This window comes from Streptomyces sp. KMM 9044, assembly GCF_024701375.2.
Taxonomy (GTDB): domain Bacteria; phylum Actinomycetota; class Actinomycetes; order Streptomycetales; family Streptomycetaceae; genus Streptomyces.
In genome coordinates this window covers 41,106-55,222 of sequence record NZ_CP113910.1, presented here as the reverse complement: position 1 = coordinate 55,222, position 14,117 = coordinate 41,106, and the positions used below count along the sequence as shown (strand labels likewise).

The following is a 14,117-nucleotide window of genomic DNA, read 5'->3' as shown; positions in this document are numbered from 1 at the left end:
CAACCGGAGAACAGAGGTCGTTGCATGATTCCCCGATACACCTTGCCCGAGATGGCGGATCTCTTCTCCGACCAGTCGCGCTACGCCACCTGGGTCCGCGTGGAGATCCTCGCGACGGAGGCGCAGGTACGGCTGGGACGCGTACCCGAGGACGCGGTCCGGGACATGCGCCGGGCCCGGGTGCCGCTCGCGGACCGGGTCGCGGAGATCGAGAAGGAACGCGACCACGAGGTGCTCTCCTTCCTCGCCGCGTACTGCGAGGACATCCCCGAGTCCTCGGCCCGCTGGGTGCACCTGGGCATGACCAGCTACGACCTGGTGGACACCGCCCTCGGTCACACCCTGGCCCGGGCCACCGACCTCCTGATGGCGGCGGGGCGGCGGCTGCGCCGCACACTGGTGGCCAAGGCGCTGGAGCACTGGGACACGCTGATGGTCGGGCGCACGCACGGCGTGCACGCGGAGCCCACCACCTTCGGGCATAAACTCGCCGGCTACGCCTTCGCCGTCGACCGCTCGCTGCGGCGGCTGGCGGCGGCGCGCGACGCCGTCGCGGTCGGCACGATCTCCGGTTCGGTCGGCACGTACGCGCTCATCGACCCGTTCGTGGAGAGGTACGTGTGCGAGTCGCTGGGCCTGGGCATCGAACCGGCGCCCAGCCAGGTCGTCGCCCGTGACCGGCACGCCCAACTGGTTCAGGCCGTCGCCGCCATGGGGGCCTGCGTCGAGCAGGTCGCCCTGGAGCTGCGGCTGCTGCAGCGAACCGAGGTGGCCGAGGTCGAGGAGCGGCGGGCCCCGGCCTACCAGGGCTCGAGCGCCATGCCGCACAAGCGCAACCCGACCACCAGCGAGCGGCTGTGCGGCCTGGCGCGCCTGCTGCGCGGCTACGCCACGACCGCGCTCGAGAACGTCGCCCTGTGGCACGAACGGGACCTGGCCCACCAGGCTGTCGAGCGGGTCATCCTGCCCGACAGCCTGGCCGTCGGCCACTTCCAGGCCACGACGGCCGAGGAACTGGTGTCCTGCCTCCGTGTCCACCCGGACCGGATGCGGGCCGCTCTCGACCGGACCCATGGTCTCGTCTACAGTTCGGCCGTTCTGGTGGAGTTGCTCGGCGACGGCGCGGAGCGGGAGCGGGCGTACCGCTCGGCACAGGCCGCCGCGAACCGGACGGTGGCCACCGGCACACCGTTCGTGGACACCCTGGCCGAGGAAGGCGTCGAACTGCGCGAGGAACTGCGTCCCGAGCGCTTCCTCATCCATCACGACGTCGTACGGCGGCGATTGGAGATGCTCGATGAGCTGGAAGACTGAACGCGTCAGCGGGCGAACCCTCGACCTGGACGAGGTGCTGGCGATTTACCACGAGTCGGGGCTCGGTGAGCGGCGGCCCGTCGACGACCGCGACCGGATGGCCGCGATGGTGCGGGAGGCGAACCTCATCGTCGTCGCCCGGGATGCGGACGGCGCGCTCATCGGCATCGCCCGCAGCGTCTCCGACTTCTCCTACGTCACCTACCTGTCGGACATCGCCGTGGTGCGCCGGCATCAGCGCTCGGGGGTGGGGCTCGCCCTCCTGGAGGCGACCCGGCGGGAGGCCCCCGACGCGAAGGTGGTGCTGCTCTCGGCGCCCGCCGCGACCGCCTACTACCCGCGCGTCGGCTTCACCCGGCACGACTCGGCGTGGGTCCTGAACCCCGGGCAGCCGCTGGACGGGCCACAAGCCCAGCCGTAGCGGGACTCGACCACGCGTTCCTAGGTTCGTCGGCGGGAACCGTCTGTCCGCGGCCCGCGCGGGCGGACGGGCGGGCACAGCACATTCCACGGGGGAGGCATGAGCCAAATTCCGTCACAGGCGATGCTGGAGCCCTTCGCCCCCGCGCCCGAGGCCGCCCGGCTCGCGGAGCCGGGCGCTTCGACGGCGGCCCGGGCACCGACCGGCCAGCGCATCCTGGTGGTGGACGGCGACGCCGCCCTCGCCGGATCACTGACCGCCCAGCTGCGGCGGCACGGGCACGACCCGGTCGGCGTCCGGCACGGCAGCGCGGCCCTGCAGGCCTACGAGGACGTCGAGATGGTGCTGCTCGACCTCGATCTGCCCGATCTCGACGGCCTGGAGGTGTGCCGCGCGATCCGCGAGGTCAGCAGGGTCCCGATCATCATCGTCACCGCCCGGCAGTCCGAGCTCGACTGCGTGCTCGGACTGCACGCGGGCGCCGACGACTACGTGACCAAGCCCTACGGGCTGCGCGAACTCATGGCCCGGATCGAGGCGGTGATGCGCCGCGCCCGGTGGCAGCCCGCCGCGGCCAGGGAGATACACCACGGCCGCCTGCGCATCGACGTCGACTCGCGCGTGGTCACCGTGGACGACGAGCCGGTGGCCCTCACCCGCAAGGAGTTCGACCTGCTGTACCTGCTGGCGTCCCAGCCCGACACGGTGATCCCGCGGAAGCAGCTCCTGCAGCAGGTGTGGGGCGACTCCTGGTCGCGCCGCACGATCGACACGCACGTCAGCAGCCTGCGCGGCAAACTCGGCGGCAATGGATGGGTCGTCACCGTGCGCGGGGTGGGGTTCAGGCTGGGCGCGGGGTGAGCGGCCGGGCGCCGCGAGCACACCGCACAAGCCGGACGCAAGTGCGTCTTGCTGGACTACAGCTGCCCCCCCACGCAGGTAGCTGTGCGGACGAGTCCAGGAGAACACCATGATCACCCGACGCAGTGCACTGGGCGTTGCGGTCGCCACCACAGGTGTGGGGCTGACCGGAGCTGGCCTCGCACCGCTGGTCGCCGCGCACATGACGGCCGGGCCGGCGACCGGGACGGCACCGACGGCCCTGGCGGCGGCGGTGGAGAAGTTCCGGCGGCCGATGCGCCTGCTGCCCGTGAAGAGACCGCTGGGCAACACCGGCAGATCCGACGTGTACGTGATGACCATGAAGCCCGCGCGTGCGGAGATCCTGCCCGGAATACAGACCGACGTCCTCACCTATGACGGTCACTTCCCCGGACCGGTCATCAGGGCGCGCACCGGCCGTCCCGTGGTGATCAGACAGCGCAACCGCCTCACCGTGCCGACCGCGGTGCACCTGCACGGGGCCTCCGTCCGCCCGGACAGCGACGGCGACCCGATGGACGTCATCGAGCCCGGCGCCGACCGCGTGTACCACTACCCCAACCGGCAGTCGCACGCGCCGCTGTGGTTCCACGACCACGCCCACCACCTCGAGGCGGAGAACGTCTACAGGGGACTGTCCGGCTCGTACCTGCTCACCGACGACACGGAACGGTCGCTGCCCCTGCCCGCGGGGCGGTACGAGGCCGTCATCGCCCTGCGCGACGCCCGGTTCGACGAGCAGGGCCGGCTCGTCTACGCGATGGGTGACCGGGGCCGGAACACCATCCTCACCAACGGCGTGCCCTATCCGTACTTCGAGGTCGCCGCCCGCAAGTACCGGCTGCGCCTGCTGAACGCGTCCAACCAGCGCCGCTTCGAGCTGCGGCTGGCGGACGGCGGCCCGCTCGTCCAGATCGGCTCCGACGGCGGTCTGCTCCCCGCTCCCCACACCACCGACCGCGTTCTGATGTCCGCGGGCGAACGCGCCGACGTCGTCGTCGACTTCTCCCGCTACCCGGTCGGCAGCAGCGTGGTGCTGAAGAACACCACGGGTTCCGGTCCGGTCGAGGAGATCGGCGAGGTGCTGCGCTTCGACGTGGTGCGCACGGCCGACGACCCGAGCGAGATCCCCGCGCGGCTCCGCTCGCTGCCGCCGCTGCCCCGCCCCGACGTGGAGCGCGAGGTGGCGCTGCGCATGGACGAGGGCGGGGAGCACCCCGGTGCGTACATCGACGAGAAGGTGTACGACCCCGGACGCGTCGACGCCGCCGTCAGGTTCGGGACGAGCGAGATCTGGACGGTCACCAACGCCAACGCGCGGGCCGAGCACAACTTCCACATGCACCTGGTGCAGTTCCGGGTGCTGGAGCGCGGCGGACGGCCTCCGGAGCCGGGGGAGACCGGGCTGAAGGACACCGTCTTCCTCGCCCCGGGTGAGACGGTCAGGCTCCAGGCCGTGTTCGACACGTACCGGGGGCACTACGTCTACCACTGCCACATGTTCGAGCACGGCGTGCGGGGCATGATGGCCACGATGCACATCAGATGAGGCGTTCCGGCCAGGAGGGGGAGCCCGTGGACGCGACGACCGGCGAGGCCGAGGGGACCAGACGCGGCCCCGGGCAACACCGCGTACGTCTCGCGCTGATACCGCTTCTGCTCGCGATGCTGCCCTCCTCGCTGGGCACCACGATCGTCGCGACCTCGATGCCGACCATCGCCGGTGAGCTCGGCGGCGTCGCATACCTGTCCTGGGCGGTCACCTCGTACACCCTGGCCGCCGCGGCGGCCATCCCGGTCTGGGGCAGGCTCGGCGACATGTACGGGCGCAAGCGCTGGCTCGTCGTGGCGATGTCGGTCTTCCTGACCGGGTCCGCCCTGTGCGGACTGGCCCAGGACATGGGGGAGCTGATCGCCGCCCGCACGGTCCAGGGTCTTGGCGGGGGAGGGCTCGCGGTCGGCGTCATGGCGGTCATCGGCGAGCTGATCCCGCCGCGCGAGCGCGGCCGGTACCAGGGCATGATCACCAGCGTCATGGTGTTCTCCATGATCGTCGGCCCGCTGATCGGCGGCGGCATCACCGACTCCGTCGGCTGGCGCTGGACGTTCCTGGTCAACCTGCCGGTCGGCGTCCTCGCCATGGTCCTGATCGCCCGTCTGGTGCGGGTGTCGAGCCGGTGCAAAAAGGCGCGCATCGACTACGTGGGCGCGGTGCTGCTGGTCGCCTGCATCGTGTCGTTCGTGCTGGTGGTCACCTGGGGCGGCGTCGAGTACGCCTGGGGCTCCGGGATGATCGTGGCGCTCGCGGCCGTCTCCGTCGCGGCCCTGGCCGGCTTCGTCCACGCCCAGTCCCGGGCCGCCGAGCCGGTGCTGCCGCCGCATCTCTTCCGCAGCCTCAACTTCTCGCTGATGTCCGTGCTGAGCTTCACCAACGGCTTCGTGATGTTCGGCGCGGTCCTGTACCTCCCGCTGTACCAGCAGGCCGTGCACGGCGTCTCTGCGACAGGGTCCGGTCTGCTGCTGCTGCCGATGCTCGGCGCACTGGTCCTGGTCTCCCAGCTCTCCGGGCGGTTCGTCGCCCGGACCGGCCGGTACAAGGTCCTCCAGGTCAGTGGCGGAGCCGCCATGTTCGTGGGCACGCTTCTGCTGTCGAGAGTGGACACGGAGACCTCACGGCTCACCGCCGCGCTCTTCATGGTGCTGCTGGGCGCCGGCATGGGCTTCCTGGGGCAGAACGTGATGACCGTCGCGCAGAACAGCGTCGTCATCCAGGAGGTGGGTGTCGCCTCCGCCGCGATGACGCTCTTCCGCACACTGGGCCAGTCGGTCGGCGTCGCCGTCATGGGCACGCTGTTCAACGGCCGGGTGCGCGACGTGATGGCCGAGCGGGCGGACGGCGCGTCCCTCCCCGACACCCGTCTGGACGCGGAGGGCATGGGCCGGCTGGAAGCCGGGATGCGCACGATGTACAGGAGCGCCGTCGCCGAGGGCGTCCAAGAGGCCTTCCTGCTGGCGTCGTCGGCCGCGGGCCTCGCGTTGCTGACCGCGCTCCTCGTCCGCGAGGTCCCCCTCCGGACCGCCCGCAAGTAGGGGAAGCCGCACCCCCTCAAAAGGAGGCTCTCCTGCCGCATGAGTGGATGCTCTGACGCGTAAATAGAAGCAGGTCAGGGTGGGTGTGGGCAGGGTTGTGTGCCCGGTGGCCGTTGTGGCTGCCGGGTGGCTGGTCGCTGCTGGGGCAGGCCGCGGTCTCCATCGGGTTGAGGGTGACGGTGTAGCGGAGCTGGTTGAGCTGGGTGATCGCGCGGCGGGTGGCCCGTTCGGGGTTCCGCCGGGTGAAGTAGGAGCCGCCGAGCTCGGCGTAGGGCGTGTGGTCGGTGAGCATGTGCCAGATGGCGGTGACGATCGAGTGCTCGACGGCGACCAGTGCCCTGAGCGGGCCGCGGCGGGCGGTCAGCCGCCGGCAACGGGCGGCGAGGTAGGTGTCCTTGGTTCCGACCGCGCCGAAGGCGGCGATGTCGAGGGCTCCTTTGCGGTAGGGGTTGCCGGGCCGGACCTTGGTGTTCTTGGTGCGGCCTGCGGACTCGTGGTGGCCGGGGCAGACCCCGACCCAGGACGCGAGGTGCTTGGCGGAGGCGAAGCGGGTCATGTCACCACCGGTCTCCGCGATGATCACTTCGGCGGTGGCCTGGTTGATTCCGGGGATGGTGTCGAGCAGGTCGAGGGCGTCGTGAAAGGGCACCATCGCCTCTTCGACCCGTCCGCTGATCTGGTCGATCATCGCGGTGAGCTGGTCGTACGGGTCCAGACGTAGCCGGACCAGGAAGGCGTGGTGCTCACGGAAGCGTCCGGTCATCGCCTCGGTGAGTTCGGGGATCTTGCTCCGGAGCTTGCGTTTGGCCATCTCCGCGAGGGTCTGCGGGTCGCGTTCACCGCTGATGAGGGCTTCGAGCATGGCCCGCCCGGAGACGCCCGTGATACAGGAGGCGACCGCGGACAGTTTGATGCCGGTGTCCTCCAGCAGCTTCTCCAGGCGCTGGACGGTACGAGAGCGTTCCCGGGTGGCGGTGGTGCGGGCCCGGGTCAGGTCCCGCAGTTCCCGGATGGGCTGCGGTGTGACGAAGGAGGGACGAACCAGCCCGTGAGCGCCGAGCTGGGCCAGCCAGGCCGCGTCCGAGACGTCCGTCTTGCGGCCGGGCAGGTTCTTGACCTGCCGGGCGTTGACCAGAATCGCATTCAGATCGTCGGCCGGCACGTAGGAGAAGGGCTTCCAGTAGTCCGAGGTCGCCTCGATCACCACCAGCGTGACCTCGGCAGCGAGCAGGTGCTCGCGCAGGGCCAGGACCGCGTTCGTCGTCGAGCCCCAGGTCGTGGTCTCGTCGGTGAACGATCCCCGCCGTTTCGTACTCGGGGCCCGGACGCACACCCTGGCGTCCTTCTTGCTGATGTCCAGGCCGGCGCACCGTTCATGCAGTACGTCCCCCCTCCCGCTCCCTCCCGATCGGTATGCCGTTCCGGGAGAACCAGGGTGAATCAGGAATTCTGACGCATGTGCTCACAGCAACACTCCACGGTTCCCGTGGACGGCCCCCAGCACCACGCTGACCTGCGAGCTCACGGGCATCACAGAGGCATCGGTTTCGGCCGGAACGAACCCCACCAGCGTCCCGGAGCGGCACCAACCCCCGGCAGAGTTGATGCGCGCCTCCTGGCGCACGGGCGGGGCGATCGTGCAGCGGGTGGTCGCCGACCGCGACCGGGCCGTCGACCGGCTGGCGGGGCTGGCCCGGATCGGGATCGACGAGATCAGCTACCGCAAGGGGCAGAAGTACATGACCGTCGTGGTCGACCACGACAGCGCGAAAGTGGTGTGGAGGGCTGACGGCCACGGCAAGGACGTCCTCGACCGCTTCTTCGACCGGCTCGGGGAACAGCGCACCGCCCGCCTGACGCACATCAGCGCCGACGGCGCCGCCTGGATCGCCCGGGTCCTCCGCGAGCGGGCCCCCGGCGCGGTGCGGGTGATGGACCCCTTTTCATGTCATCGCGTGGGCCACCGAGACGCTGGATGCCGAGCGCCGGGCCACGTGGAACCGGGCCCGCCGTGAACCCGGCGACCGCGAGCGGGCCCGGGCGCTGAAGGACTCCCGCTTCGCGCTGTGGAAGAACGCCGACGACCTCACCGACCGGCAGGCCGCCAGGCTCACCTGGATCGCGGCCACCGACCCCCGCCTGCACCGGGCCTGGCGCCTGGAGGAAGCCCTCCGCGCGGTGTTCACCCTGGCCAAGTCCCGGCCCACCGCCGCCCTGAGGGCCCTGGACCGGTGGACCGGCTGGGCCCGCCGCTGCCGCATCGACGGCTTCGTCGACCTCCAACGCCGCATCCGCCGCCATGACGACGCCATCCGCGCCGCCCTGACCACCGGCATGAGCAACGGACTGATCGAGTCCACCAACACCAAGACCCGCCTCATCATCCGCCGCGGCTTCGGCTTCCACACCGCCGACGCGATCATCGCCCTCGTCATGCTCACCCTTGCCAGCCCCCCACACTCCCCGGCCGCCAACCCGCCACAGAGTGACCCACACATACAGCAGGAGAGCCTCAAAAGGCCGACCCCCGGCCCGAAGAGGCCGTGGGGCCGGATCCGGCGCCGGTGCGGTCAGCGCCGGCTCGCCTCGACGATCGAGATCGCCGCCGGCGTCTCCACGACGCGCTCCAGCTTGAACCCGGCCTTGGCCAGCAGATCGGAGTACTGGGCGCGGGTGCGCTCCTTGCCGCCGACCAGCAGCATCAGCCACAGGTCGACCAGCTTCCCGGAGTGCGGGCCGTTGAGCTTGTCGGGGATGACCATCTCCATCACCAGCAGGCGGCCGCCGGGGTTCATTGCCTCCCGCACGTTCCCCAGGATCTCCAGGGCCTGCGGCTCCGGCCAGTCATGGACGATGTGCTTGAGGATGTACGCGTCGCCGCCGCCGGGTACCGCGTCGAACAGGCCGCCGTCCGCGACCGTGCACCGGTCGGACACGCCCTGCTCCTCGAGGAAGGCGGCGGCGCCGTTGGATCCCACGCGGGGGTCGGAGAGGATCCCGCGCGCTGAGGGCGCCTTCTTCAGGACGCCGGCGAGCAGGTCGCCCCGGCCGCCGCAGAAGTCGACCACGGTGCCGTAGCGCGCGAAGTCGTAGGCGGCGAGGAGCGGTTCCGTCTCCGTGCTCGACATCGCGCCCATGCCGTTGGTGAAGATCGCCCCGTACTCCGCATTGGCCTCCAGGTACTCGAACGCGTCCATACCGCGCAACTTGGGCAGGCTCGGCTCGCCGGTGCGAACCGCGTCGACCAGGTGGCCCCAGTCCTCCCAGTGGATGGGGTGGCCCATCAACCGGGCTATGCCGTGCATGGACATCGGGGTGTCCTGGAGCAGCGCCCTGGCCATCGGGGTCAGCTTGAACCGCCCGTCCTTCTGCTCGGCGAAGATGTCATAGGTCGCCAGCAGCCGCAGCAGGCGGTGGAGCGCGTCGGGGTCCGCACCGGTCCTCTCCGCGATCCGCTCCGGCTCCAGCGGGCCGTCCACGAGGGTCTCCGCGATGCGCAGCTCGGCGGCCACGTAGATCGCCTGGCTGGCCATGGCCCCCTGGACGAGTTCGAGGAGTGCGAACGGCGGCGGTGCGAGTTTGCGCGTCAGACTCTGCAGAGCTGCGCGCACCCTTTCGACGGCACGGACGACACGGGCGGGCGGCAGTGGCGGCATGGCATTCCTCCGGCTGAGGCGACTGCTTGGCGGTTGCGAACTGGCTTGCTGACAGTGGAGAGCGCCTTTCGCGAAAATCGCAGCGGTCGGCTGAGCGGCGCTGGAGCATGTCTCAAAGGACGACGGGTACTCACCCGCCTTGGAAAAGGGACGGGAACGGAAGGGAAGCCGTTCCGGCCGCGAGTTTCCCGGCCGGAGGTGCGGCTGTACCGTGCGCGAAGCCGCACCTGCACGACAGGAACGACCGTAGCTCGCGTCACACCCGGAGCAGGCCCCCGGCGAGTGCCTGGATGGTCCGGTTTGATCATGTGATGCCGTAGAGGGCGAGGACGCGGGGGCGCTCGGTGGGGGCTCGGCGTCCGGCGGCGGTGTTGACGTAGCCGGTGAGCTTGAGCGCGCTGCGGATCAGGTCGCGGAGGGCAGCGAGTACGGCGGGCGCGTTGTGGGTCCTGACCTGGGACTTGTCCTCGTTGAAGGTGACGTCTCGACACCAGCGGACGGTGTTTTCGGCTCTTCGCCCAGATATGTGGGTCGGTTCGTGTCATGAGACGACGAACGCCGCATCCCTCGTAGCTTCTTGATCGCCAAGAGCAGGAAGCTACGGAAGGGAGTACGGCGTGTCACTGAGTCTTTGCCAGTAACGAATCATGGCGTTGCGTGACTGATCAGATGGTCCGGTCGCACTCGAGTTGGAGCAGGACGAGGGCTGCGGCGGCGATCTGCGTGATGCGGCTGGGGTCGAGGCTGACCCTGCGCAGGGCCTTGAAGGTGGTCCTGAGCAGGGAGTTGGCGCGCTCGCAGACGCCGTGAATTTCGCGGATGACCTTGTTGTAGGTCTGCTGGGCCTCGGTCAGCTTGCCGCCCGCGGGCTTCCTGTGCGGGTGGCGGAAGCCGTCGCCGGCGTTCTCGTGACCGAGGTCGACGAGGGTCGGCATGTCCAGCTCGGCCGCGATGCGGTTGAGGGCGTCGACCAGCCCGTGGTGGCGGGCGCAGGTGGTGTCGTGCTCGCGGCCCGGCCGCACCGGCGAGACCCAGATCGGCCGGCCGTCCGGGGTGGCGATGACCTGTACGTTCCCGCCATGGTGCTTGTGTTTTCCGGACCACCACAGGTCTGCGCCGTTGGGGCCGGGGGCGGCGACGCGGTCGGTGCGGATGACGGTGCCGTCGAGGTTCAGATGCGTCAGCCCGGGGCTGCCTTCGCACGCTCCAGCGCGGTGGACAGGTCCGGTGCGCCGGCGGCCAGGACGGCCAGTCCCTCGTGGAGACAGCGGTATGCGGTGGAGGCCGACAGGTCATTGTCTCGGGCGAGTTGGGCCAGCCGGGTGCCGTCGAGGAACCAGCGCAGCACGAGCACGGCCTGCTCGAAGCAGCCCAGCGCACGTCGCCCCTCGCGGGTTCCGGCCGCGATCCGTTGGTCGCGCAGGAGGCGGGCCAGGTGCTCGGCGGTGGACCGCTTCACATCGAGCACGGCGGTGTATGTGACACCGGTCTGCACGTGAGGCCCCTCGGTCGGATCTTTCTCTCGCAAGATCGTTCCTGCCAGGGGCCTTACGCCTGCCCGGACTCGGGGACACCGCGAACTGCACGACGCGCCTCATGCTCACGGACGGTGGCCGACGGTTACTGGGAACAGTTCATTGAGGCATGGCGTCACGTCAGACGCCGGTCCAGCGCACCGGACAGATCGCAATCACGAAGACCTTATTACAGGTGCGCGCGGGATGGGAGACCCCCGTTCAGGAGGCTGGCGGAGATATTCCTTCCGCTTGAACCGGACTTTACCTCCTCGGTCGCGTCCTGAGGGAAGCACTTGCCGCACCTGGCAATGGGTCGACACAATTCCGCTGGTCCAAGAGGTATCGGTGGGCAACGGCGAAAGCGCCATTAGGGGGATACCTGAAAAGCGGTGGAGTATCTGCGGAGCCGGGCCGCACCAGCGGTTAACGTACTCGACGGCTCGGTTGGCAGGGGGAGGCTGCGGAGTCTGTCAATGCGACATGCGCTACAGATCAGATTCGATGTCGGCTCGCAAGCGCGAAGCCGCCGGATTCTAGGAGGAATCTGTGAGGGTAAAGGTCCTCGGCCCGCTTGGTGCCGATGTCAACGGTGTGAATGTCGTACCAACCGCAAGTAAGCCCCGGCAGATACTGGCGCTTCTGGCTCTCTATCCAGGGCGGGTCGTTCCGATCTCGACGCTCATGGAGGAGATCTGGGGAGTCGATCTGCCCGCGAGCGCCCCGACGACGCTGCAGACGTACATCCTTCAGCTGCGGCGGCGGCTGAGCACGGCCATGGGCCCGGACGCCCCGGGCACCGCCAAGGACATCCTGGTCACCCGGTACGGTGGATACCTCCTCCAGATCCCGCCCGAACAGGTGGACCTCCACGAGTACGAGCGTCTGGTGACCGTGGGGCAGCGCGCGTTCGACAGAGGCGACGACCTGATGGCGGCCACCCTCTTCCGGCGGGCACTCGACCTCTGGGACGGGACCGCTCTGGTCGACGTGCGGATCGGTTCCGTGCTGGAGATCGAGGCGACCCGTCTGGAGGAGAGCCGTCTGGTCACCATAGAGCGGCGGATCGACGCCGAGCTGAGGCTGGGCCGGCACTGCGAGTTCATCGCGGAGCTGACCGATCTGATCGCGCGGCATCCCCGACACGAGGGCCTGCACTCGCAGGCGATGGTGGCGCTGTACCGCTCGGGCCGGCAGGCGTCGGCGCTGGGCGTCTACCAGCGCCTGCGGACCCGGCTGATCGAGGACCTGGGGGTGGAGCCGTCGCCGCAGTTGCAGCGGCTTCATCAGGCGATCCTCACGGTCGACCCGCGACTGGACGTGATCGCGGGGCCTCAGCCCTCGTCCACGTTCGACCGCTACGCGAGCTGAGCGGCAGGCACGCGTGGTGTCGTCGGCGGCATCTGCAGGTCTCCGGAGAGTGCGCCTTCTCCGCGGGGGATGCCGCCAGCGGCGTCACGACGAGGCCATGACGCCGCGAGCCCGGCACGGGGCGGCACAGAGATCCAGGTCACGAGGGCCGACTGCGGAATTTCCTCAGTTGGACGCCTGCGAGCACTCGTCGCAGACGAGCTCCATACGCATCGCTATGCAGTTCCACTGCGCCGCGCACGCACGTGCCAGGGCGGCGATCTTCCTCGCCTGATGAGCGGGTGCCTGCAGCACCAGACCGGGATCGGTCCTGCGGATGATGCGGGCTTCCAGCCAGCGGATCATCTCCCGACCGTCGTTGCTGTACTTCAGGGCGGGGTCCCGTTTCAACGACTCGAGCTGGGCGACGGGGTCGACGAGCGAGCCCATCGGGTAGAGGCCGGCCTGCGGCGCACGGGTGTGCGCCTTAGCGCCCTGCAGTGGGCTGTCGTCCCTGACCAATCGTTTTTGCGTGTCCCGGGCCGTCGGCACCGACATACTGGCCGGTTTAGTGGTCTCCCGCAGGAGGACGTCCGATTCCTCGGGGGGAATTCCGATGGTTTTCCGGCGGCCTTTGTGGGAATTGAGCGGCCGGACCCGGCCGTCGCGCCCGACTCTGAGGGGAGCCTGCGCGATCTGCCCCGCGAATTTTCGGCGTAATGCCCCGACGGTCTTGCCGGAAAGGCCGGTCTTCACAGCGATCGCCCGGTCCGACCACTCGGGGAAACCCTCCAGGATCTTCATCGCCGACTTCTTGCGGTCGGAGAGGGTCAGCGCCAGGCCGTGCTTCATGTTCAACTCGACGGCCAAGAGGAACGCTTCCCGCTCCGATCCCTCGAAGTAGCGGACCTCAACGGTTTCCTGGTCGTTCAGACGGGCCACGTGCAGCCGATGCATTCCGTCGATGACCTTCATGGTCGAACGGTGCACGATGATCGGTGGGAGTTTGTCGGCACACGCGGCCAGGGTGCGTACATGGCCCTGGTCGATACCGGCCAGGCGAGGGGATTCCGCGTTGCGGAGCATGTCGATCGGAATCCGAATGATCGAATCAGAAAGTTCAGTCGAGTGATCCACCCTGACAGGCCGACAGATCTGATCTTGAGGAAGCCTGCCTCCGGGGGTGGTCTCCCCTGGCATATTGATCATCACGCTGCTTCTCCTCCCCCGAACCGAAGCGCATAACGCAGCGACAGTACCACGAGATTCCGCCATGAACAGAGCATCCTCCGGGACTTTGTGCGATTGTGTTATGTGTGTTTTTGTCGGGTTAGGTCGAGGGGTGGCAAGACCGTAGACGATCGCCGATCAGGCCGGAGCGGGGTCTCCGGCGGTGGGGAGCAGGACGCGCGGACGTTTTCGGCAGTGAAGCTCGCGGTCGGCGATCACAAGGGGGTGGGGGTGGCCTGGTGGCGGTAGCAGCCGGAGCGGGAGACCCCCGGAACCCGGCACAGCCGCTTCACGCCGAGGCCGGGACCGCCGCGTGATGATCGAGCGATGTGCATGGCTGTGGGACGAGAAGGCCGTGGCCGGTTCACGAAGGTGATCGGTAATGGGCCGTTCAGCCCGGCAGGGGACAGCTGTGGCCGAGCGTGAGCGATGGCGTCCCTTGATGTGGTGTAGTCGTTCTTGGCCGATGTGCGCCCTCGGCTCGCCGCCGTGTTGCCCCTGGTGGACCGCTCGTGCACCCTGAAGAAGGAGGGGCCACCGTACAACTCTCCGCGGTGAACGGTGAATCCGACCGGGAGGTGCACGATGGCCCTGGCCCATGATGAACCGCCCCGGGTTCGGTAGAGATCTCAGATTGCGGGTGTGACCTGTGGTTTCGTG

Annotated in this window: 9 protein-coding genes and 4 pseudogenes; 8 read left to right on the top strand and 5 right to left on the bottom strand. The window is 69.2% G+C overall.

Features of this window, described 5'->3' with window-relative positions:
- The first annotated feature begins 24 nt into the window (after positions 1-24).
- From purB to HUV60_RS00210, 5 genes are all read left to right on the top strand, one after another.
- A complete protein-coding gene (gene purB / locus HUV60_RS00230; protein ID WP_257853066.1) occupies positions 25-1,314 on the top strand; it encodes an adenylosuccinate lyase in 1,290 nt (429 codons plus the stop codon).
- The gene (locus HUV60_RS00225; protein WP_257853067.1) at positions 1,298-1,735 is read left to right on the top strand and encodes a GNAT family N-acetyltransferase; all 438 of its coding nucleotides are present in this window, start codon (positions 1,298-1,300) and stop codon (positions 1,733-1,735) included. Before purB ends, HUV60_RS00225 begins: the two co-directional genes overlap by 17 nt.
- Positions 1,736-1,834: 99 nt before the next feature.
- Positions 1,835-2,596 carry a response regulator transcription factor gene (locus HUV60_RS00220; protein WP_257853068.1) on the top strand — a complete coding sequence of 254 codons (762 nt, stop codon included), beginning with the start codon at positions 1,835-1,837 and terminating at the stop codon, positions 2,594-2,596.
- 109 nt (positions 2,597-2,705) lie between these two features.
- A complete protein-coding gene (locus tag HUV60_RS00215; RefSeq protein ID WP_257853072.1) occupies positions 2,706-4,166 on the top strand; it encodes a multicopper oxidase family protein in 1,461 nt (486 codons plus the stop codon).
- A 26-nt stretch (positions 4,167-4,192) separates the two neighbouring features.
- A complete protein-coding gene (locus HUV60_RS00210) occupies positions 4,193-5,707 on the top strand; it encodes an MDR family MFS transporter (protein WP_257853074.1) in 1,515 nt (504 codons plus the stop codon).
- Between the two features lie 157 nt (positions 5,708-5,864).
- Here HUV60_RS00210 and HUV60_RS00205 read toward each other — a convergent pair.
- A pseudogene (locus HUV60_RS00205) lies at positions 5,865-7,148 on the bottom strand (IS110 family transposase); the annotation flags it as partial.
- A 163-nt stretch (positions 7,149-7,311) separates the two neighbouring features.
- On the opposite strand from HUV60_RS00205, the gene HUV60_RS33735 reads away from it, so the two are divergent.
- Both HUV60_RS33735 and HUV60_RS33730 read left to right on the top strand, forming a co-directional pair.
- Complete coding sequence (locus tag HUV60_RS33735; protein WP_443047196.1) at positions 7,312-7,722, top strand: ISL3 family transposase; 411 nt, start codon at positions 7,312-7,314, stop codon at positions 7,720-7,722.
- Positions 7,658-8,071, top strand: a pseudogene (locus HUV60_RS33730) (ISL3 family transposase); the annotation flags it as partial. The gene HUV60_RS33735 and the pseudogene HUV60_RS33730, both read left to right, overlap by 65 nt.
- A 206-nt stretch (positions 8,072-8,277) precedes the next feature.
- Here the strand turns inward: HUV60_RS33730 and HUV60_RS00195 are convergent.
- The 3 genes and pseudogenes from HUV60_RS00195 to HUV60_RS00185 form a co-directional block, all read right to left on the bottom strand.
- Entirely contained in the window at positions 8,278-9,363 is a 1,086-nt protein-coding gene (locus HUV60_RS00195; protein ID WP_257853076.1) for an acetylserotonin O-methyltransferase, read from the bottom strand.
- Positions 9,364-9,667: 304 nt separating this feature from the next.
- A pseudogene (locus tag HUV60_RS00190) lies at positions 9,668-9,871 on the bottom strand (ISAs1 family transposase); the annotation flags it as partial.
- A gap of 157 nt (positions 9,872-10,028) precedes the next feature.
- Positions 10,029-10,858: pseudogene (locus HUV60_RS00185) on the bottom strand (HARBI1 family protein).
- A gap of 568 nt (positions 10,859-11,426) precedes the next feature.
- Here HUV60_RS00185 and HUV60_RS00180 point away from each other — a divergent pair.
- Entirely contained in the window at positions 11,427-12,248 is an 822-nt protein-coding gene (locus HUV60_RS00180) for an AfsR/SARP family transcriptional regulator (RefSeq protein WP_257853077.1), read from the top strand.
- 165 nt (positions 12,249-12,413) lie between these two features.
- Here the strand turns inward: HUV60_RS00180 and HUV60_RS00175 are convergent, their stop codons facing one another.
- Positions 12,414-13,439 (bottom strand): ParB/RepB/Spo0J family partition protein, encoded by a 1,026-nt coding sequence (locus HUV60_RS00175; protein ID WP_257853079.1) that lies wholly within the window; start codon positions 13,437-13,439, stop codon positions 12,414-12,416.
- Positions 13,440-14,117: the final 678 nt, after the last annotated feature.